Genomic DNA, 20,503 nt, shown 5'->3' with positions numbered 1-20,503 from the left:
TATTTCCAATCTTGCCGCCTGACACTTTAAGATCAGGACGCTTGTGTAGTGGATTTGAAGTTCCGTCATTAACGTGGCATCCACGTTTAGGAACTTCAAATCCTTAAACCACACTAGACGGCAAGATTTTAATCAGGCTTGTTGATCATCACGATTTGCGAGAAAATCTGCACCAAAATCCACAATGGTCGCGATATGATGGGACAAAACGGAATAGAGCGCTTTGGGATCGCCCTTATCAAGACTTTCCAAAATCGGAAAATGCCGCTCAGCAGTTTCCAATAAGGCTCGATTCGGCTGGGAGTTCATAATCTTGAAGCGATGATTGTGTATCAGACAGCGTGTCAGGATGGGCACAACACTTGGCAATTGCGCAGTGTTGAATAATGTCAGATGAAACTGACGATCATGCATCGACAACATATACTCGTCGTTGTCTTTAGCGGCTCTGAGCATATGCTCTATTTCTGCAACCAGTGCCTGACGAACGCGAGTGTCATAGCGCTTCAGAATTCGATCAATGCTGCTACATTCGATGTCACGGCGGATTTTCAACAATACGCGTGCATCTTCAATCCTGCAATCCGCGACGTTTGTTCCACGATGCGGGGTGCGCTCAACCAGCCCCTGCTCCTGTAACTGAAGCAGCGCCTCGCGAACCGTACTTTGACTACAGCCAAAATGATCCGCGAGATCCAGTTCCAGAAGTGTGGAATTTGGGCGCAGGATGCCCAGGATCAAGTCCCGCTCAAGGCTTTCGAATATCGCCTGACTGCGTGGTGTTGATCTTCGACCGGAACGGGCCCCCGATCTACGTTCGTTCGTTGCGTAAGCGTTCAAATATCTAACTACCACAATACTTTGATATCGTTAACGATATTGATATCACCATTGGGCAGCCGCGAGCAAGTCATTTTACTGTGCCCAAACACATTCTAAAAAGACGATGAGCAAGCCCAAGCATCCATCCTTATAGCTCATCTAAGCCCAATAGAAAATTGTCGAGCCGCTTGTCCAGCCGTTGCGAGCGCATTTCGTGCTGCCACAAGCTCACGGGAGTTCTGCAAAAAGCCATGCATCACACCCGGAACAATATCCAAATCATCTTTCCGGCCCACAGCAATAAGCCTCTCAAATAGTAACTGTGTATCGGAAAGCAGCGGATCAACAACGGCCGCAAGGAGATAGAGGGGCGGCAAAGCCGCTAACGCTTCATCATCAGCCATGAGCGGACATGCAAGCGGATCATCAACAATACACTTCTGACCTGCATAAAATGCCCAATAGCGCTGCATCTTTTCTCGTGTAAGGCCAGGCCCATCAGCGAATTCCATATAAGAAGGCGTATCAAAAGAATGGGCGTAATTACCATAAAACAGCAATGCCCCGGCCGGCATAGGGCGTCCTGTGGTCTGTTCATGTAACATTGACGCAAGAGCGAGATTAGCTCCTGCAGAATCCCCGGCTATTATTAGTGGACCTTGAGAAACTTCCGCAGACGCCGTGACCTTAAAAATATTGCGCCACGCAGCTATCACATCCAACAGACCTGCAGGATAAGGATTTTCCGGCGCAAGGCGATAATCCGGCAATACGACCGGTAATCCACTTTCTATTGCGAGAACACGAGCACAACGCTCATGTGTCTCCGGCGAACAAAACGCAAAGCCTCCGCCATGAACAAAAAGTATGGCACCTGCCTGCGCTTCTGGCGGCACGAGTACTTTCAATCTGCAACGAGCGGAACCCAGTTCGGCATCAGCATCAACCCAAACATCCGTAACATTCTGCATCAATGGAAGATCGAGATTGCAGCGAATATTCATCATCTGCGACAGCGCCCTGCCCTCCGCTGACGGCAGCGTCGTCGGGTCTGGTAAAGGCCCTAACTCCGTTTGCACACGTGCTTGTAGCACTAGGCTTTCATCGGAAAGCTTGTTGAGAACAGGCTGTAAATTTTCCATCAAATGTCCCTCAGCTATTCGCAACTGACATTGCGTGCGAATGAACTATCTTCTTACATCTACTTTACTATTATTGATAACGATAACAATAGTGAAAAAGTGCCGCCAAACCAGAGTTTTCCCCTTGAGGCGCCGGCGATTTAGCGCGTGTATCAGCGGGACTTTTTGGATCGGCTTTGAGGAAGGCGAAGCTGTCGCCGTTCATTCCAAAAATATTGATGTAGTGGCTGATGCGATCTAATAGTGCACCGGTCAGGTGGACTTGTCCTGATATAGAAGAGAGATTCTGGCACAAATTCCCTGTTCATAGCCTCTCATTGGCAAGTCACTCAATGCCCTGCATTTCAAAGAGGTCATTTAGCGCCTCTATCAGTAATAGTTGGCGCTTGAAACTTTTTGACGCGCCAACTCACGGAAGGCTTCTACCGTTTCCGGCAAAAAATGCCGCTGATCTGACTGTAGCCATTACGATTTGATGGAGGGTTGGGTTTCATAGGCCATCCGGCTCAAGGATTGTTATTGCTGTAATAAAGCTTGCCGAGTTCAATGGAGTTCCGACCTTGTTCGCGGCAATATGCATTCGTATCACGCAGAGAATAAACGCAGCCACAATATTCCTGTTGGTAGAATTCCTCCCGTTTGGAAATCTCAATCATTCGGGCAGAACCGCCGCCCTTTCGCCAGTTATATTCCCAATAGGACAGTCCTTCATAAGGTGCGGCAGCTCGTTTACCACAATCGTTGATCTGCGCCATGTTCTTCCAACGTGAAATGCCGAGCGATGAAGTTATAACCAGAAAACCATTCTCATGGGCATAAAGGGCGGTCCGTTCAAAGCGCATGTCAAAACACATAGTGCAGCGGACGCCGCGTTCAGGCTCCCATTCCATGCCCTTCGCACGGGCGAACCAGTTTTCCTTGTCATAATCGGCATCGATGAACGCAACACCGTGCTTTTCGGCAAAGCGGATGTTCTCATCCTTGCGCAGAAGGTATTCCCGCTCGGGGTGGATGTTGGGATTGTAGAAGAAAATCGTATAATCAATGCCGGATGCCAGCATTGCTTCCATCACTTCGCCGGAACAAGGTGCGCAACATGAATGCAGTAGCACTTTCTTTTCTCCGCCAGGCGGGGTTAATTCGAGCCTTTGAATTTCCATCATCGTAGCACACCTCCGAGCTGGCCGCAGAAATACGACCGGGTGAACGAACAAACGCTCCGTACAAACAATGCACGAAGCGACGGTATCACCCTTACGGAGAGGCCGCTCCCGACACGCCGCCCGCGGTCAGAACAGGTGAACGATCCAGGCAGGTTTCCTGACTTACGGTTCTTTGCTTTTCCCCGCCTTCCCGGCGTACATAGCGCCAGTGGCATATCGGGTCAGCTCGCCGCCTACAGTTGCGGGGGCAGTTCCGGATTTGGGTTTGACCCGACCGGATTCCCTTTTACCCGGAGTTTCCTCCGGCACCTGAATCGTCATGAGAAACATCACAAGTGCCAGCACCTGTCAAACTCAAACAATACGCCATGCCGCTTGGCCGAGTTTACCTGCCTGCGCGTCCACAACGTGAGCCCTCATCTGGAACATACAAAGAGGGCGAACAGCCATTACCTACCGTCCGATTTCGCTCCGTTCCAGTCGGACACCGTCCGAAACCTGGACATATAAGTTGCACACGCGAAACTCGAAAACTTGAAAATGATTAGAAAACATAATGATACGTTAGGCTGAAACGAACTGGCACATTCTTTGCGCCTCTTAAGATGCGGTCCGGGAGGGATCGTTTCAAATGGAGGAGCAATAATGAACGTGCACAATAAAAATGCGCGGAGCGTTCAGGTTCTAGGCATCGATGCCGGAGGAACCATGACCGATACGTTCTTCGTGGATGCAAACGGCGATTTCGTTGTTGGCAAGGCGCAATCTACTCCGCAAAATGAAGCCATCGGTCTGATCAATTCCAGTCGTGACGGCCTTGCGCTCTGGGGCATGGATATGTCGGAAGCCCTTGGGCAATTGCAGACAGGCGTCTATTCCGGAACAGCGATGCTCAACCGCGTCGTGCAGCGAAAAGGCCTGAAATGCGGCCTCATAGTCAATGCCGGCATGGAGGATTTTCACCGCATGGGCCGCGCGATCCAGTGTTATCTGGGCTATGCCTATGAAGACCGTATTCATCTCAACACTCATCGCTATGATCCACCTCTTGTGCCGCGACAACTGACACGCGGGGTGGTTGAACGTGTCGACATGTCTGGAACGGTCGTCATACCGCTGCGCGAGGAAAGCGCCCGGCAGGCCGCGCGCGAACTAATCGATCTCGACGTGGAAGGCATAGTCATCAGCCTGCTACATTCCTACAGAAACGCAGCTCACGAACGCCGCACGCGGGATATCGTCCTTGAGGAAATAAAGAAGAGCGGCAAGGACATACCTGTCTTTGCTTCGGCGGATTATTATCCTGTTCGCAAGGAAACGCATCGCACCAACACAACCATTCTCGAAGGCTATGCGGCAGAACCGTCTCGCCAGACCCTGAAGAAAATTTCTGACGCCTTCAAGGAACAGGGTACCAAATTCGACTTCCGCGTCATGGCAACCCATGGCGGCACGATTTCGTGGAAGGCAAAGGAACTGGCCCGCACCATCGTTTCCGGTCCGATCGGTGGCGTCATCGGTGCGAAATATCTCGGCGAGGTTCTGGGTTACAAGAATATTGCCTGCTCGGATATCGGCGGCACATCCTTCGACGTGGCTTTGATCACGCAGGGCGAACTGACCATCAAGAATGACCCGGACATGGCGCGTCTGGTGCTTTCCCTGCCGCTGGTGGCGATGGATTCGGTGGGTGCGGGTGCGGGTTCCTTTATCCGGCTGGATCCCTATACCAAGGCGATCAAGCTGGGACCGGATTCCGCCGGTTATCGCGTCGGCGTCTGCTGGGCGGAAAGCGGCATCGAAACCGTCAGCATTTCCGATTGCCACATGGTGCTGGGCTATCTCAACCCGGACAATTTCCTCGGCGGCGAAGTGAAGCTCGACCGGCAGCGTTCCGTGGATGCGATCAAGAAGCAGATCGCCGACCCATTGGGGCTTTCGGTGGAGGATGCGGCAGCAGGCGTGATCGAACTGCTCGATTCCGATCTGCGCGATTATCTGCGTTCGATGATTTCGGGCAAGGGATATTCGCCATCCAGCTTCGTATGCTTCTCCTATGGCGGTGCCGGCCCGGTTCATACCTATGGCTACACGGAAGGTCTCGGCTTCGAGGACGTCATCGTACCGGCCTGGGCTGCGGGCTTCTCCGCTTTCGGATGCGCTGCGGCGGATTTCGAATATCGCTACGATAAGTCACTCGATATCAACATCGCGCCCGACGCCTCGGATGAGGAAAAGATATCAGCGTCAAAAATGCTTCAGGAAGCATGGGAAGAACTGACCGAGCGCGTGCTCGAAGAGTTCAAAATCAATGGTTATGATGCGGACAAGGTTCAATTGCAGCCCGGCTATCGCATGCAATATCGCGGTCAGCTCAACGACCTCGAAATCGAAAGCCCCATCCATTCGGCGTCGAACAGCGCAGACTGGGACAAGCTGGTCGATACCTATAACGACACCTATGGCCGGGTTTATTCCGCCAGCGCCCGCTCGCCGGAACTGGGCTATTCTGTAACGGGTGCCATCATGCGCGGCACGGTGCCGATCAAGAAACCGATGATTCCCAAGGAAGAACTGCAATCCGAGACGCCACCCGAGGAAGCAAAAATCGGAACACGCAAGTTCTACCGCAAGAAGCGTTGGGTCGATGCGCAGCTTTATCACATGGAATCGCTGCGTCCGGGCAACCGTATCAAAGGCCCGGCAATCATCGAATCCGACGCTACCACATTCGTCGTCCCCGATGGCTTCGAGACATGGCTCGACGCTCATCGTCTGTTCCACCTGAAGGAAGTCTGAGTTTTCGCCTTGCTGGCGAACAGCCAATCCTCAAGATTGAATAAGGAACGAAACAATGAATATTTCGGTAAAAGACAAGGAATTGCAGGGCGCCACTCGCGGTATCGTGCGAGGTGGCGAAACCCTCAAGGAACATCGCGACCGGCTCATGGAAGCGACCAAACGTACCAAGCATTATGCCGGACTGAATAAGATGGAGCTGCGTGACAGCGACCCCATTCTTTACAACAAGCTGTTTTCACGTCTGCGTGCCGGTGTGGTCGATGCGCGTGAAACGGCAAAGAAAATCGCCGCGTCTCCGATCGTCGAGCAGGAAGGCGAACTCTGCTTCACGCTCTATAATGCCGCGGGCGATGCAATTCTCACTTCCACGGGCATCATCATCCATGTCGGCACGATGGGTGCCGCGATCAAATACATGATCGAGAACGGCTGGGAGTCCAATCCCGGTGTGCGTGACAAGGATATTTTCTGCAACAATGACTCGCTGATCGGCAATGTCCACCCCTGTGACATCCACACCATCGTACCGATCTTCTGGGAAGGCGAACTGATCGGCTGGGTCGGCGGCGTCACCCACGTCATTGATACCGGGTCCGTTGGTCCGGGTTCAATGTCGACAGGACAGGTACAACGCTTCGGCGATGGCTATTCGATCACTTGTCGCAAGGTGGGCGAGAATGACACGCTGTTCCGCGACTGGCTGCATGAAAGTCAGCGTATGGTGCGCACCACGCGTTACTGGATGCTGGACGAGCGTACGCGCGTGGCCGGTTGCCACATGATCCGCAAGCTGGTGGAGGAGGTAATCTCCGAGGAAGGCATCGATGCCTACTGGAAATTCGCCTATGAATCGATCGAACATGGCCGTATGGGCTTGCAGAACCGCATCAAGGCGATGACCATTCCCGGCATATACCGTCAGGCAGGCTTCGTCGATGTGCCCTATGATCACGAAGATGTACGCGTGCCTTCCGACTTCGCCAAGGTCGACACCATCATGCATGCGCCGTCCGAAATCACCATTCGTGGTGACGGCACATGGCGTCTCGACTTCGAGGGCGCGAGCCGCTGGGGATGGCACACCTATAATGCGCATCAGGTGAGCTTCACCTCCGGCATCTGGGTGATGATGACCCAGACACTGATCCCGTCAGAGATGATCAATGACGGCGCGGCCTACGGCACCGAATTCCGACTGCCGAAAGGCACGTGGATGAACCCGGACGACCGCCGTGTCGCCTTCTCCTATTCCTGGCACTTCCTCGTCTCTGCCTGGACGGCGCTCTGGCGCGGCTTGTCACGTTCCTATTACGGACGCGGCTATCTGGAAGAGGTCAATGCGGGTAACGCCAATACATCCAACTGGCTGCAAGGTGGTGGTTTCAACCAGTATGATGAAATCCATGCCGTCAATTCCTTTGAATGCGCCGCCAATGGAACCGGGGCTACGGCGGTGGGAGACGGACTTTCCCATGCAGCCGCTATCTGGAACCCGGAAGGCGACATGGGCGACATGGAAATCTGGGAACTGGCGGAGCCGCTTGTCTATCTGGGCCGTCAGATCAAGGCATCGTCGGGCGGTTCGGGCAAATATCGCGGCGGTTGCGGTTTTGAAAGCCTGCGAATGGTCTGGAACGCCAAGGACTGGACCATGTTCTTCATGGGCAACGGCCATATTTCCTCGGACTGGGGTCTGATGGGCGGCTATCCGGCGGCATCGGGCTATCGTTTCGCAGCCCATGACACCAATCTCAAGAAACTCATCGAAGAAGGAAAGGAAATTCCGCTCGGCGGCGATACCGATCCGCAGAACCCGGTCTGGGATTCGCTCCTCAAGGATGCGAGGATCAAGCGCGACAAGCAGGCCATCACCACAGAGGAAATGTTCTCCGATTACGATCTTTACCTCAACTATATGCGTGGTGGCCCCGGTTTCGGCGATCCGCTGGACCGCGAACCGCAGGCGGTCGCTGACGATGTGAATGGCGGCTATGTGCTCGAACGTTTCGCGCAACAGGTCTATGGCGTCATTCTCAAGAAAGGCACGGAAGGGCTGGTTGTGGACGAAGCAGCAACCGAAGCCGAGCGCAAAGCCATCCGCAAGGCGCGTATCGCCAGATCGGTTCCTGCAAGGGAATGGATGAAGGGAGAAAGGGAGAAAATTCTCGCCAAGAAGGCCGGAACACAGGTCCAGCAGATGTTCGCGGCTTCCTTCAAGCTCGGACCGCGCTTCGAGAAGGAATTCCGTGAATTCTGGGACCTGCCGGATAGCTGGATTCTCACCGAGGAAGAACTCGGCATACCTTGCTATGGCGCCAATTATTCGATGGACATTTCTGAGTTGCCGGACGTGAAGACCGTGCAGTTCGTCGAGGAATGATCTCCTGAACCATATCAGGATACGGGCAGTAAGGCCCGTATCCGCTTCACCTTACATTTTCTGGGAGGAATGAAAATGGCTTATACACGCGCCAAGATCGCCGATCTCATTGACGGCAAGATCGACCACGATACGCTGCACCAGATGCTTTCGACACCGAAAGATCCGGAGCGTTTCCAGACCTATATCGAAATATTGCAGGAACGGATGCCATGGGATGAAAAGATCATCCTGCCGCTCGGGCCAAAACTCTATATCGTGCAGCAGAAGCAATCGAAACAATGGACCGTGCGTTGCGAATGCGGTCATGACTTCTGCGACTGGCGGCAGAATTGGAAACTGCATGCATTGGTGCATGTGCGCGATACGCCGGAAAAGATGGAGGAAATCTATCCCCGTCTCATGGCGCCAACACCGACATGGCAGGTCATCCGCGAATATTGCTGCCCAGAATGCGGCACGCTGCATGACGTTGAGGCTCCGACGCCATGGTATCCGATCATCCGGGATTTCGAACCTGACATCGATACTTTCTACAAGGACTGGCTGGGGTTGCCTGTCCCGGAACGTACTGAAGCCACATAAGGCTCATCCGGGAAGAGCAGACGGGTGCGGTTCCAAGACGCCGCACCCGTCAGGCAAATCCACAACCATACACCATAAACAAGCAGTTCAAGCGGGAATATGGTTTGATGGACAAGGTCTTTTCTACCTCTTCTGAAGCCCTGGCGGACAGATTGCAGCATGGCATGACGATCCTGTCAGGAGCGTTCGGGCTTGCAGCATACCGGCGAGCCTCATCGAAGCCATCCATATAACCTAGGGTCAGGACTCATTAATTTGACGGGAATGGTGTGAGGCCATCCGTTTGGATTTGATAAGAAAAGGCGAAGGAAATGTGGTTCATTTTCAAGACTTTACGACGAAGTAGACCGGGCGGATGGACCACATCCTTCGGACATCGAAATGACTAGTATGCGATTTGGGCGATCTGCTGCGTCGAGCCGCTCAACCGGGGGAACAACCCCGGTCCTTACGTCTCTCTCTTTGAATACTTGGGCATATCTTCTCATTTCAAATGCCATTCTCATCAAATTAATGGGTCCTGACCCTAGCTTACGGTATGAGCATCGCGGTCTGCATCAAAGCTTTTGCCAGATAGTCTTTTATCAATATATTGCGCGGAACATTTGTTTGATCCGCGAAGCGGTCAATGAGCGATGCCGTAGCGTTCAAGCCGCAGATAAAGCGTGGAACGTGCGATGCCAAGCTGTCTGGCGGCTTCGGTCAGATTTCCGTTGCACTGGCTCATTGCTTCACGGATTGCGGTTTCTTCCACGCGTTGCAGTATCTTTTTGTCATGCGTGCTACGAACCACGGATTGCATATGCAGTTCAGCTGGAAGATCCTCCAGTTCAATCCTGCCGTTGCGGTTCAGCGCTACGGCGGTTTCAACGACATTGCGCAATTGTCTCACATTGCCGGGCCAATCATACTGGCAAAGAGCATCGAGCGCTTCAGGCGTGAGGTCAAGACTGGCGCGGCCCATTCGGCTGGCGGCCTTGCGAGCAAAATGCTCGGCCAGAAGAGCTGCGTCGTCACCCCGGTCACGAAGTGCAGGAATATTCACAGTAGCAACAGCGATCCGGTAAAACAGATCGCTTCTGAACCGCCCCGCCGCTATTTCGGACTGAAGCGAGCGGTTGGTCATGGATACGAGTTGAAATTCTATGCTGCGCCCGTCCTGCGAGCCGACCGGGTAGACGACACCGTCTTCCAGCACGCGCAGAAGATAGGGCTGCAATTCGAGCGGCAATTCGCCAATCTCGTCAAGGCAGAGCATACCCCCATCCGCTGCAATGATTTTCCCCTCGCGTCCGCGCACATCTGCACCAGTAAAGGAACCTTTGGCATAACCGAACAACTCACTTGCGATAAGGTCTTTGGCAATTCCACCGCAATTTACCGGTACGAAAGGGCTCGACGGTGCGTACACAGTCTGATGCATGGCGCGTGCAAACAATTCCTTGCCGGTTCCCGTTTCTCCTTCGAGAAGCACTGGCAGACCCGCCTCGACGAATTGACGGGCTCTTTCCTTGGCTTCACGGACCACTGGGCTGTTTCCGAGAATTTCTTCAAATGAAACCACTCGTTCAGAAGACGATGAATGATGAATGGGTTTCAAAGAAACCCGCTTGCTGCGCCCCCGGGCCAGCACGATTGCTCCAATGCTGACACCATCGCTTTTAATCAAATCCAACTCCGCATTCGCTGCGCCGGTGCGAAACCGGCTCTGCCACTCTTCGGGCGGATTGATTGCGATCTGTTCCTGAAGGCCGCTTTCCAGCAGCAGCATTTTGAGATTGCTTTCGTCGGTGGAATGAATGATCTGGCCATATCGGTCAAGAACAAGCATATCCTCATTAAGCCAGACAGCCCGCTTGCTCAGGAACTGGCGTAACAGCACTTCATGCTCCATACGCAATTGGCGGTCCATAGCCGCTTCGATTTCACTGCCAACCGAAACGGCAAGGGCCATACTTTGGGGATTGAATTTATTTGCCGGACCCGACACATTCACGACGCCTATGAGCCGACGTTTTACCGGATTAAAAACAGGCACTGCCGCACATGTCCAGCGTTGAGCGCCCTCGCAATAATGTTCGTTACCGTGAATATGAACTGCCGTCTTTTCGACTAGGGCCGTGCCGATTGCATTGGTTCCAATCCGCTCTTCGTTCCAGTCGCCTCCCAGTTCAAGATGGTTGTCGCGACCGGCATCAATAATCCGCGCATCACCTTCAGTGGCAATAATGTGACCAGATTCATCTGCAAGAATTAACATCGATCCGGCATTGGCAAGAAAATGGCGCGATCGCTGTAGCGCGGGAACGGCAGCCGCAATCATGTCAACGCTGTGTAATTTGCGACGATGCAGGTCGCCTTCACTCAGGACTGGTGCCTGCTTTCGGGCAAAACTGACCTGCATCTCCGCAGAGCGCTGCCAGGATTGAGCTACAACACTACGAATCTTGGTGGTCGGCAATTGCCCCCGACTGACAAATTGTTCCCATGCGCGCTTGACCTCGGTCTCCATCTGCGCCTCCTCCCAAGAAGCAGCAAAAAAGTCCACCTCATCTCATATTCAAATTATTGCATGATTGTATGAAAAGGATGAGTGACGGGTTAAAGTAGCATAACCCAATCAAAAGCCAAACAGGATCCAGCCGAAAACATCAGGCATGGAAAGAACCTCAATTTTCTATATCTAGATAACAATGCTTTTATGTCGGAACTGGTTGCGGGGGCTCGCAACTACCGATACCGACATTCACTGCAAGTCGCTGTTTGAAAACAGAAATCGGTAAAAAGCAGTAGGCAGTTAGGGGCTTTTGCTCAATCGTAGCGGATTGCACGTTGGTCTAGCCACTGCAAACGTCGGTCAAATTCGATTGCAGGCATTGCTGCGATAAACCGGTCGAGTATCTTGGGTACCAAGATCGGGTTCTGCCGGAGGGCGCAGCAGTTCTGTGATTGTCTGGGTAAATTCCGTTGGATTCACAATCCTGCGGCTGAGCGACCCCAAGACCTCTTCGTAACGATAGGCATTCAGATGCATTCATCTCCAAGCGGAGATGTTCGAAACACTCCCGCACCAATCCGCCAAAGCCGGGGAGCTGAGGTGCACTAACGCCAGCCCCACAAAGAAATACTACGTCACCAGTCAGTAATGCATTGACCAGTTGCTCTGGAAATGCCGGACCTTCATTAGAGAAGCGCAAACTCACGAATAACCCTCAATGCTCGAGACATTTTGACGGCGTTGTTGCAGAAGTCCCCAGCGAGCAGGATTCACACGTCGAATCTGTGGGTTTAAGGGGCTGGGATGACCAAGCCTGAACCCGCCCGCTACCATACGACGAACTGGAAGTCCTACAACGGAGCGCTGAAGCAGCGCAGTTCCTTGCTGATCTGGCTGGACAAGGACATGGCGTGGCGCGGTCCCAGGACTGGGGGTAACGGCCGGCCTGCGGTCTTTAGCGACGCGGCCATTCAGTTCTGCCTCATGGTGAAAGTCCTGTTCGGGCTTCCGCTTCGACAAACGACCGGGATGGTGGAGAGTATTCTGTCGATGGCTGGCCTCGATTGGCCAGTGCCCGACTTCTCAGCCCTGAGCCGCAGGCAAAAACGCATCACGGTGCAGATATCGAACCGCCGTGCGCCGGGTCCGCCGAACCTGCTGGTGGACAGCACCGGGATCAAGTTCCTCGGCGATAGGGAATGGCTTGCGCGCAAGCATGGCACGCAGCGCCGACGCCAATATCGCAAGGTTCATTTGGCGATGGATACGGCCACCGGCGACATCCGTGCTGTAGAGTTTACCTCGAGCGACAAGGGCGACAGCCCTGTGCTGCCCCACTTGCTTGACCAGATCCCCCCTGATGAACAGATCGGCACCGTAGCCGGACACCGCGTGTGTTGCGGTCGAACAGAACGACGCCAAGGTCTTCCTCCAGTGCCTTGATCCGCGCACTGACGCCCGCTTGGCTGGTGCCGAGTGCCTTTGCTGCGCGATGGAAGCTAAGATACTCGGCGACGGCTAGCGTCTGCACCAATGATGCCATTGGAATGCGACCGCTTCGCAGTTGAAACAAAGGACCTGTGGAAGCCTGCCGATGTCGTCGCCTGCGCATCGTGTTCGCCCCCTACAGGAGGCGAGCCGGCTCATGACCGGCCCAACCTGCATTGACGCCCTCCAAGCGAAGCAAGGCGGCTTTTCTCTCCAGTCCACCACTATAGCCGGTGAGTTTGCCATCCGCGCCGATTACGCGATGGCAAGGCACGATGATCGAGATCGGGTTGATGGCATTAGCCCGCCCGATGGCCCTTGCCGATGTTGGCTTGTCCAGCCGTTGGGCCAGATCGCCATAGGTGATGGTCGTGCCGTAAGGCACCCTCGCCAAATGTGACCACGCTTCGCGTAGGAATGCATTACCTACAGGCGCGAGGGGGAGATCGAAAACCTGTAGCTCGCGGCGGAAGTATGCCGCGAGCTGTGCGGCAACATGCGCAACGGCATCATCTTCCGGGACAATGCCATCCGAGGGCTGCCAGTCTGCATCCGCCCGAGTGTCGCCTTCGAAGTCGAGACGGACCAGAGCGCCGCCGCCGTTCACAATAGCTTGCACCCGTCCGATTGGCGTTTCTATGTTTCCCAAGAAATGCACTCATAGCCCTCCGCTTCGCGCTCCGGCTGTTCGCAACGTCTTGCGTTGAAGATGCGCTCTGTCGATCCTGAATGCCGTGCGAGCAAGGCGCCGGGCCGGATCGGCCTCGATACGAGATTGCCACCGCAATTAGGGCAACTCCCGCTGGGAAACGTCTTGGCGCAAATTGCGCAAAACGTGCATTCAAAGCTGCATATGCGAGCTTCAATACTCGATGGCGGCAAATCGCAGTTGCAGCACTCGCAGTTGGGTCGAAGTTCAAGCATCACGCGCCTCATGGTTTCAGATCGTATGTGACCCAAGGCGTTGCCTTCGCCACATCATCATAAAGTCGGCGAGCAGGCGCGTCCGACACCTGATCCGCGCCTGCCGGGATCGACGAAAAGATCATCTAGAAAACCCGCATCTTGTCCAAGAAGTGGCTTTGGGAATAGCCGGTAATGGACAAGACCGACAAGTTGGCCACCATCGGTCAGAGCGATCAGCCCCTCCAATGGGTGAGCGGGCTCAAGCAGCCACGCCCACGTCCGATCAAGAATGTCATCTGCCATAGGCGTGCTGTAGAAGTTGGCATAACCGCTATAGAGTTTTCGCCATGCCTCGGCATCCTCCGCAGTGATGGCGCGGATTATGATTTCCGTTGTAAGATCTTCTTTTACTGATCTTTTCATCTCTTTCCCTCGAAATAGTCTGTTCGCCATGGTGAGGATTTTTCTCTATCTAGCGACTGGTCGCTCGCGGGCATTGCGCGGCAAAATGATCGCGGCGCTAATGAGGCCCACCAGAACGATGCAGGCCGAAACCAGGATCGCGGAACTCGCGCCCTGCGCGGCCGTCCCACCGGATGCCAGCACGGCAACGCTGACAGCGACGCCCACCGCAAGCCCAACGGCCGACCCCACTTCCTGCGTCGTGGTGAGCATTCCTCCGGCCAGACCGTGATCGGCGGCTTCAACACCTTCAATCCCGGCAACCGTCCAAGCGGGAAATGCGATGCCGTAGCCAATTCCTGCCACTACGGTTCCTGGTAATATCGAGGCTGCCCATGAGGCATCCGCCGACAGAGATACGCCCAATGTCGCCAACCCTGCGATGAACAAGATCATTCCGTCGAGGACGACCGGCTTTGTCCCCACTTTCGCGATCAGAGCAGGCCCGACCAACGCACTTGCAAGCGTGAAAGCTGTCGCCATCGGCAGAAGACCTAAGCCTGTCTGAGTTGCGGTGAAGCCGAGAGTTTCCTGCATATACAAAGCCACGATCACGAAGGTCGGACCCAGCGCCGTGTTTGCCAGCAAGGAAACAAGGTTAGCTCCGCCCGTCGATCGCCGCCAGAAGACGGGAATGGGCATTAGCGGTGTATCCACCTTGCTTTCCACCCATACGAACATCCCGAGCAGTGCGAGTGCCAACAAGATCAGGCCAAAGGTAGTTGGATGCGCCAACCCGACATGCTCGCTGTTGGCAAACGCATAGACCAGCGAGGCGGCACCTGTTGCCACCAACATTGCGCCCAAAACATCTAGTTTTCCCGATACCGCTTCGGCGCCCGGCTTACCCACTGGCAGCACGCCAGCAAATGCCACGACCAGCACGCCAATCGGAACATTGATCCACAGTACCCAGCGCCATCCCATCAGGTCGGTAATGACACCTCCCAGAATGAGGCCCGCAACGAACCCACTTTGGCGAAATTCATGGAGGCTCGTGCGCAGATGGCCGGTCGAAAGCGATTTGTAGAATCCGACGACAACACGGCCCAACTTGCCGGCTTTGCTCGCCTTGGCCCGCTGGGTGAGACGCTGAATATCCTCGATGATACGCCTTGCATCAACAATGAATTCCTCGCCGCACGGGGTCAGCCGCGCTCCGGAAGAAGAACGATCAAACAGGGATATGCCAAGCTCGTCTTCAAGTTCCTTGATTCTCCTGCTGATGATCGGTTGCCTGACATGCAATTCATGCGCCGCCGCGCTGAAACTGCCATTGCGAGCAGCCGCCACGACATACCGGATATGACGCAGCTCCAATCTGTGCTCCTTCTTGACGTAGTTCTCGATTGCCCAATTGCAACTTCGTCGGCTGCGCCCATAAGGGCGGGTCCGCTCAGCTCGGCGAAATGCAATGGTCAGGCAAGGAACAGTTTCTCGTCTGCCTTCACCTGATCCATCTTCTGCAGGCGGAAGATTTCCTCGACCGGAACAATGTCTTTGTTGACGTTATGGATGCCACGGTCCTTGAGGATGCGCGCGAACACATCCTGCATCGCCGTCACCGATGCCCGCAGAGCATGGTTGCCGTAGATGACGATGGCGATCTTGCCGAGTGCTTTGATGCGTTCCTCGTTCATCTCGGGATAGGCGGTCGGCACGATGACGATCGGCACCTTGCCGTTCCATGCCCGCACGAAGCTCTCTATCTCGTCAGGCGTCTTCTGCTTGGAATGGACGAGGATCATATCCGCCCCGGCCTCCTCATAGGCCGCCGCGCGCTTCAGCGCCTCTTCCTCTCCCAGCCCTGCGATCAGCGCCTCGGTGCGGGCAATGATCAGGAAATCCGGATCGGCCCGGGTGGCTATGGCGGCGCGGATCTTGCCCTGAAACTCTTGCACGCGCACCAGCTCCTGCCGGCCGTCGGCGACGAGGCTTGTGACCTTCGGAAAGGTCTTGTCCTCGATGACGACGGCCGCCGCTCCGGCGCGCTCATATTGCTTGATAGCGTGGATGACGTTGATGGCGTTGCCGAAACCGGTGTCGATGTCGGCGATGATCGGCAACGAACTTTGCTCGGCCATTGCCCGCACCATGTCGAGATGCTGCGTCATGGAGATCACGCTGACATCGGGCAGGCCGTAAAGGGCGGACAACTCGAAGCCGGAGGCCCAGAGACCGTCGAACCCGGCCTCATCCGCCAGTCGCGCCGACAATGGGCTGTGGGCAGCCATGACATGGGCGAGGCCGTTTTTGTCATTAAGCATGGAATAAGGACCCCATTTGAGGGGTTATCGGCATCCAAACGGGACCCCTTGTTTAAAGGGTAACATGATCTTCGATTTCAATCGGAGGTTTTCTATTGGATGCTTATTGTGGAGACTATTTCGAAGATACGTCGTCTTGCACATGTGCAGGGCAAAACAATCAAAGCGATCTGTCGGGAACTGGGCGTTTCGCGCAAAGTTGTGCGGAAGGTTCTGCGCAGTGAAGAGACTGATTTCAAATACGCGCGCTCCAGTCAACCGCAGCCAAAGCTCGGTCCCTGGCGTGATCATCTTGATGGAATACTGCTAGCTAATGAGGCGAAGGCCTCGCGCGAACGCCTGACTTTGATCCGGATATTCGAAGATCTACGCGATCTTGGTTACGCGGGTGGCTACGATACAGTCCGGCGTTATGCACGCTCGTGGTTGAAAGAGCGCGGGGCCGTGACGGCGGAGGCTTATGTGCCGCTTTATTACGCACCCGGCGAGGCCTACCAGTTCGACTGGAGCCACGAGATTGTCGTTCTGGGCGGTGTGACGACGGCGGTGAAGGTTGCGCATATCCGGCTCTGCCACAGCCGGATGATGTATGTGCGGGCCTATCCGCGCGAGACGCAGGAGATGGTGTTCGACGCGCATGATCGGGCGTTCGCCTTTTTTGGCGGGGCTTGCACACGCGGCATCTACGACAATATGAAGACAGCAGTGGAAACAGTCTTCGTCGGTAAAGAGCGTCAATACAATCGCCGCTTTCAGCAAATGTGCAGTCATTTCCTGGTCGAGCCGGTGGCCTGTACACCGGCGTCGGGCTGGGAGAAGGGTCAGGTCGAGAACCAGGTTAATCTGGTCCGGGAACGCTTTTTCACGCCGCGGCTGCGCTTCAAATCTTACGATGAGTTGAACGGCTGGCTGCTGGATAAATGCATTAGCTACGCCCGCGCTCATAAGCATGTCGATCAGACGGAGCGCACAATCTGGGAGGTGTTCGAAGAGGAGAAGGCCCATCTGGTCGGCTATCCGGGCAAATTCGATGGCTTCCACACGATACAGGCCTCGATCGGCAAAACCTGCCTCGTGCGTTTTGATAACAACAAATATTCGGTGCTATCGACTGCCGTTGGCCGCCCGGCCGAGATACATGCTTATGCCGACCGCATCGTCATACGGCAAAATGGTGTCGAGATCGGCCAGCATGAACGCTGCTTTGGCCGTGGCGAGACGATTTATAATCCATGGCATTATGTTCCGGTCCTGACGCGCAAGCCGGGAGCACTGAGGAACGGTGCACCATTCCTTGATTGGGTCCTGCCAGCCTCCATGGAGCATGTTCGGCGAAAGCTCAAGGCCATGCATGATGGGGACCGGCAGATGGTGTCGATCCTAGAATGTGTCGGTATCGACGGCCTTTCTGCAGTCGAAGCGGCCTGCCAGGAGGCGCTTGATCAAGGCGTATTCTCCGCCGCTGTGATTATCAACATTCTGGCTCGCAAGCGTGATCCACAGCCCGCCGCCATTCTTTCCATCCCCGATGCGCTGCGCCTGACCCATGAGCCTGTGGCAGACTGCGCACGTTATGACAGCCTCAGGAGGGCAAGCTGATATGGAACGATCTCAAATCTTCGACATGATGAGCACGCTGAAGCTTTACGGCATGCGCAGCGCCTATGACGAGATCATGGCCTCTGGCATCAAACGCCAGCACGAACCACCGCGCATTGTCGGCGACCTGTTGCAGTCGGAGATCGCCGAGAAACAGGCGCGCTCGATTAAATACCAGATCACCGTCGCAAAGCTGCCGCTGGCCAAGGACATCGACGACTTCGACTTTACCGACACGCCGGTCAATGAAGGACTGGTGCGCCAGCTCGCGAGCGGAGCTTTCCTTGCCGAGCAGCACAATGTCGTCCTCGTTGGAGGAACTGGCACTGGAAAATCCCATTTGTCCATCGCACTTGCCCGTGCCTTGATCCGCAACGGCGCGCGCGGGCGCTTCTACAACGTCGTCGATCTCGTCAATCGTCTTGAAACGGAAGCGCGTAATGGTAAGCAGGGGCGTCTTGCCGACTTTATCTCCAGGCTCGATTTCGTCATTATGGACGAGCTTGGCTATCTTCCGTTCGCCCAAGCGGGCGGACAGTTGCTGTTCCACCTCATCAGCAGGCTCTACGAGCGAACTTCAATCATCGTCACCACAAACCTGACGTTCGGCGAATGGCCGACTGTCTTCGGCGACGCAAAAATGACCGCCGCTCTGCTCGACCGGCTTACCCATCATTGCGAGATCGTTGAAACGGGAAATGAATCGTGGCGCTTCAAAAACCGCTCTCAAAGCTAAAGCCGAAGAACGCTAGTGATCCGCGCGCGCAAACCCTGCACTAAATTGAAAGTTCCGGGCCCGCGCACGCTAAACGTTGCAACCTAAAGGAGGGGTACTTTTTGGACGCCGATAAGGGGTTCCGTTTAAACGCCGATTGACAGGTTGTCCGGATAGCAGCGGCTTCGCTCAACCCGATCGATAACAAAATCCGCGCCGGTCTTCCTATCGGCCCAGAACTTCCGTCTGTGATCGGCTGCGACTTCGCTGGAGTGATCGCGACGATCGGGGATGGCGTTGAAGGCTTTTCAGTCGGAGACGAGGTATTCGGCTGCGCTGGCGGCGTGAAGGGACGCGGTGGCGCTCTTGCCGAGTACATTGCCGCAGATCAGGAGTTGATCGCGAAACGGCCATCGAACATTTCAGTGAAAGAGAGTGCGGCGCTTCCTCTGGTGTCGATTACCGCAACAAACCTGCTTGAGCGCCTACAACTGCGTGAAGATGACAACCTTCTCATTCATGGCGGCGTGGGCGGCGTAGGGCACATCGCGCTTCAACTCGCGAAGCGTATCACCAACTCGATCACAGTGACTGTCGAGAATGAGGATGACGCACGCGTTGCGCTTTCGCTGGGTGCCAGCGAAGCGATCTTGTTCAAGCAAGAGAGCCCTGCCGAATACAAGCAGCGTCTGACCGGGGGGCGAGGCTTCTCCGCTATCATCGATACAGTCGGTGGTCCGAACCTCATAAATTCCTTCGAGGCGGCCTCCCTCGACGGACGCATTGCAACGACGGCGGCAAGGGCCACCCTGGATCTCGGACTTGTCCACGCCAAGGGCCTCACATTGCATGGAATTTTCATGCTCATCCCGATGCTTCATAATCACGAGAAAGCCAAGCACGGCGCGATCCTGAGGAACATAGCCAAGATAGTCGAGGCGAGTCAGCTCAGTCCCATTGTGGATAATCGCAGCTTTTCGCTGGACCAAGCGCCGCATGCTTATGACGAGCTGGAAGGTGGGCGTGCGAAGGGCAAACTGGTCATTGATATCTAGAGCGTTTCATCTTTTGACGGAACCTTATCCGGCATTATCGAGATAGTTTTGGCAATCGGCGAGCTGGATGGTTGCGATCAAGCTGCCGATATGACGCTATGTGTGGGCGATGGCGCGCTTTTGCGCATTTCTCACCCAATGTTTAATCTTGGAGATGGCCTGTTCGATCGGACTAAGGTCCGGCGAACAGGGTGGCAAGAATGAGAGGCGCGCACCGGCCACTTTGATTAATTGGTGGATGGTTGCCGACTTGTGGCGGCCAAGGTACGGGCGGATGTCGGACATTCGCCTGTAGCCGAGACGACCTTTCCCGATATTTCAGTGGGCGGCGCATGGTCGTTCGGTGCTTCCCCCGCGCTAATCACCTTCGACTGGCGTTGCGTTTCCGCCACACGCTGGCATCAATCCACATCTACAGTCACTCCGCCATTTCCACGCTGTGGCCATATCTCTGCTGCTTCCAGTGTGCTTCCACGGCTAAACTTGGAAACGACGGAAGCCTCCTTGCTGAGGCTTTATGTATTTGTTTTTGTTGATGTTTCTTGGTTGCGGGGGCAGGATTTGAACCTGCGGCCTTCAGGTTATGAGCCTGACGAGCTACCGGGCTGCTCCACCCCGCG

General features: G+C 54.9%; 15 protein-coding genes, 1 tRNA gene, 4 pseudogenes and 1 riboswitch. Of the genes and pseudogenes, 7 read left to right on the top strand and 13 right to left on the bottom strand.

The annotated features are described in order from the left end of the window. Nucleotides 1-132: 132 nt before the first annotated feature. From FHY56_RS00105 to FHY56_RS00090, 4 genes are all read right to left on the bottom strand, one after another. Complete coding sequence (locus FHY56_RS00105) at nt 133-765, bottom strand: GntR family transcriptional regulator (RefSeq protein ID WP_376890070.1); 633 nt, start codon at nt 763-765, stop codon at nt 133-135. Between the two features lie 212 nt (nt 766-977). After that, the gene (locus tag FHY56_RS00100) at nt 978-1,964 is read right to left on the bottom strand and encodes an alpha/beta hydrolase (RefSeq protein WP_140903153.1); all 987 of its coding nucleotides are present in this window, start codon (nt 1,962-1,964) and stop codon (nt 978-980) included. A 70-nt stretch (nt 1,965-2,034) separates the two neighbouring features. Next, on the bottom strand, nt 2,035-2,259 hold the full coding sequence (locus FHY56_RS00095) for a hypothetical protein (RefSeq protein ID WP_140903152.1): 225 nt from the start codon (nt 2,257-2,259) through the stop codon (nt 2,035-2,037). A gap of 211 nt (nt 2,260-2,470) precedes the next feature. Beyond that, nucleotides 2,471-3,127, bottom strand: coding sequence for an epoxyqueuosine reductase QueH (locus FHY56_RS00090; protein ID WP_140903151.1), 657 nt, complete (start codon nt 3,125-3,127; stop codon nt 2,471-2,473). A gap of 130 nt (nt 3,128-3,257) precedes the next feature. After that, nucleotides 3,258-3,455, bottom strand: a riboswitch (cobalamin riboswitch). A gap of 317 nt (nt 3,456-3,772) precedes the next feature. On the opposite strand from FHY56_RS00090, the gene FHY56_RS00085 reads away from it, so the two are divergent. The 3 genes from FHY56_RS00085 to FHY56_RS00075 all read left to right on the top strand — a co-directional run bounded on the left by FHY56_RS00085 (nt 3,773) and on the right by FHY56_RS00075 (nt 8,894). Further along, nucleotides 3,773-5,926, top strand: coding sequence for a hydantoinase/oxoprolinase family protein (locus tag FHY56_RS00085; protein ID WP_140903150.1), 2,154 nt, complete (start codon nt 3,773-3,775; stop codon nt 5,924-5,926). A gap of 55 nt (nt 5,927-5,981) precedes the next feature. Further along, complete coding sequence (locus tag FHY56_RS00080) at nt 5,982-8,309, top strand: hydantoinase B/oxoprolinase family protein (protein ID WP_140903149.1); 2,328 nt, start codon at nt 5,982-5,984, stop codon at nt 8,307-8,309. Between the two features lie 75 nt (nt 8,310-8,384). Beyond that, complete coding sequence (locus tag FHY56_RS00075; RefSeq protein WP_140903148.1) at nt 8,385-8,894, top strand: acetone carboxylase subunit gamma; 510 nt, start codon at nt 8,385-8,387, stop codon at nt 8,892-8,894. Nucleotides 8,895-9,519: 625 nt separating this feature from the next. Here FHY56_RS00075 and FHY56_RS00070 read toward each other — a convergent pair. Continuing rightward, the gene (locus FHY56_RS00070) at nt 9,520-11,406 is read right to left on the bottom strand and encodes a sigma-54-dependent Fis family transcriptional regulator (RefSeq protein ID WP_140903147.1); all 1,887 of its coding nucleotides are present in this window, start codon (nt 11,404-11,406) and stop codon (nt 9,520-9,522) included. 789 nt (nt 11,407-12,195) lie between these two features. On the opposite strand from FHY56_RS00070, the pseudogene FHY56_RS00060 reads away from it, so the two are divergent. After that, nucleotides 12,196-12,777, top strand: a pseudogene (locus tag FHY56_RS00060) (IS5 family transposase); the annotation flags it as partial. Here the strand turns inward: FHY56_RS00060 and FHY56_RS18085 are convergent. From FHY56_RS18085 to FHY56_RS00030, 6 genes and pseudogenes are all read right to left on the bottom strand, one after another. Continuing rightward, nucleotides 12,770-12,934, bottom strand: a pseudogene (locus FHY56_RS18085) (helix-turn-helix domain-containing protein); the annotation flags it as partial. The pseudogenes FHY56_RS00060 and FHY56_RS18085 overlap by 8 nt on opposite strands. An 81-nt stretch (nt 12,935-13,015) precedes the next feature. After that, nucleotides 13,016-13,528 (bottom strand): methylated-DNA--[protein]-cysteine S-methyltransferase, encoded by a 513-nt coding sequence (locus tag FHY56_RS00050; protein ID WP_235889383.1) that lies wholly within the window; start codon nt 13,526-13,528, stop codon nt 13,016-13,018. Then, nucleotides 13,516-13,803, bottom strand: coding sequence for a DUF1272 domain-containing protein (locus FHY56_RS00045; RefSeq protein WP_140903145.1), 288 nt, complete (start codon nt 13,801-13,803; stop codon nt 13,516-13,518). The genes FHY56_RS00050 and FHY56_RS00045 overlap by 13 nt, the downstream gene beginning before the upstream one ends. Nucleotides 13,804-13,860: 57 nt before the next feature. After that, nucleotides 13,861-14,208, bottom strand: a complete 348-nt coding sequence (locus tag FHY56_RS00040) for a GNAT family N-acetyltransferase (RefSeq protein WP_210240042.1) — start codon at nt 14,206-14,208, stop codon at nt 13,861-13,863. A 45-nt stretch (nt 14,209-14,253) separates the two neighbouring features. Next, nucleotides 14,254-15,567 (bottom strand): MFS transporter, encoded by a 1,314-nt coding sequence (locus tag FHY56_RS00035; protein WP_140903144.1) that lies wholly within the window; start codon nt 15,565-15,567, stop codon nt 14,254-14,256. A gap of 98 nt (nt 15,568-15,665) precedes the next feature. After that, nucleotides 15,666-16,514, bottom strand: a complete 849-nt coding sequence (locus tag FHY56_RS00030; protein ID WP_140903143.1) for a phosphonopyruvate hydrolase — start codon at nt 16,512-16,514, stop codon at nt 15,666-15,668. 99 nt (nt 16,515-16,613) lie between these two features. On the opposite strand from FHY56_RS00030, the pseudogene istA reads away from it, so the two are divergent. From istA to FHY56_RS00015, 3 genes and pseudogenes are all read left to right on the top strand, one after another. Then, a pseudogene (gene istA, locus FHY56_RS00025) lies at nt 16,614-18,182 on the top strand (IS21 family transposase). After that, a complete protein-coding gene (gene istB / locus FHY56_RS00020) occupies nt 18,115-18,849 on the top strand; it encodes an IS21-like element helper ATPase IstB (protein WP_094509645.1) in 735 nt (244 codons plus the stop codon). The pseudogene istA and the gene istB overlap by 68 nt, the downstream one beginning before the upstream one ends. Before the next feature lie 152 nt (nt 18,850-19,001). Further along, nucleotides 19,002-19,883 carry a zinc-binding dehydrogenase gene (locus tag FHY56_RS00015; protein ID WP_268898890.1) on the top strand — a complete coding sequence of 294 codons (882 nt, stop codon included), beginning with the start codon at nt 19,002-19,004 and terminating at the stop codon, nt 19,881-19,883. A gap of 24 nt (nt 19,884-19,907) precedes the next feature. On the opposite strand, the pseudogene FHY56_RS18080 reads toward FHY56_RS00015, so the two are convergent. Both FHY56_RS18080 and FHY56_RS00005 read right to left on the bottom strand, forming a co-directional pair. Continuing rightward, nucleotides 19,908-20,147: pseudogene (locus tag FHY56_RS18080) on the bottom strand (transposase); the annotation flags it as partial. A 279-nt stretch (nt 20,148-20,426) separates the two neighbouring features. After that, nucleotides 20,427-20,503, bottom strand: a tRNA-Met gene (locus FHY56_RS00005).

Source organism: Brucella gallinifaecis (assembly GCF_006476605.1).
GTDB classification, from domain to species: domain Bacteria; phylum Pseudomonadota; class Alphaproteobacteria; order Rhizobiales; family Rhizobiaceae; genus Brucella; species Brucella gallinifaecis.
Note: the sequence above shows the minus strand (reverse complement) of the source record. Positions and strands in the feature narration are given on the sequence as shown.

Excerpts from the sequence above, each read along its gene's own strand:
- FHY56_RS00080 (WP_140903149.1), top strand. The coding sequence starts at position 5,982 with ATGAATATTTCGGTAAAAGACAAGGAATTGCAGGGCGCCACTCGCGGT.
- FHY56_RS00085 (WP_140903150.1), top strand. The coding sequence starts at position 3,773 with ATGAACGTGCACAATAAAAATGCGCGGAGCGTTCAGGTTCTAGGCATC.
- FHY56_RS00090 (WP_140903151.1), bottom strand. The coding sequence starts at position 3,127 with ATGATGGAAATTCAAAGGCTCGAATTAACCCCGCCTGGCGGAGAAAAG.
- istB (WP_094509645.1), top strand. The coding sequence starts at position 18,115 with ATGGAACGATCTCAAATCTTCGACATGATGAGCACGCTGAAGCTTTAC.
- FHY56_RS00075 (WP_140903148.1), top strand. The coding sequence starts at position 8,385 with ATGGCTTATACACGCGCCAAGATCGCCGATCTCATTGACGGCAAGATC.
- FHY56_RS00045 (WP_140903145.1), bottom strand. The coding sequence starts at position 13,803 with ATGCTTGAACTTCGACCCAACTGCGAGTGCTGCAACTGCGATTTGCCG.
- FHY56_RS00040 (WP_210240042.1), bottom strand. The coding sequence starts at position 14,208 with ATGAAAAGATCAGTAAAAGAAGATCTTACAACGGAAATCATAATCCGC.
- FHY56_RS00030 (WP_140903143.1), bottom strand. The coding sequence starts at position 16,514 with ATGCTTAATGACAAAAACGGCCTCGCCCATGTCATGGCTGCCCACAGC.
- FHY56_RS00070 (WP_140903147.1), bottom strand. The coding sequence starts at position 11,406 with ATGGAGACCGAGGTCAAGCGCGCATGGGAACAATTTGTCAGTCGGGGG.
- FHY56_RS00100 (WP_140903153.1), bottom strand. The coding sequence starts at position 1,964 with ATGGAAAATTTACAGCCTGTTCTCAACAAGCTTTCCGATGAAAGCCTA.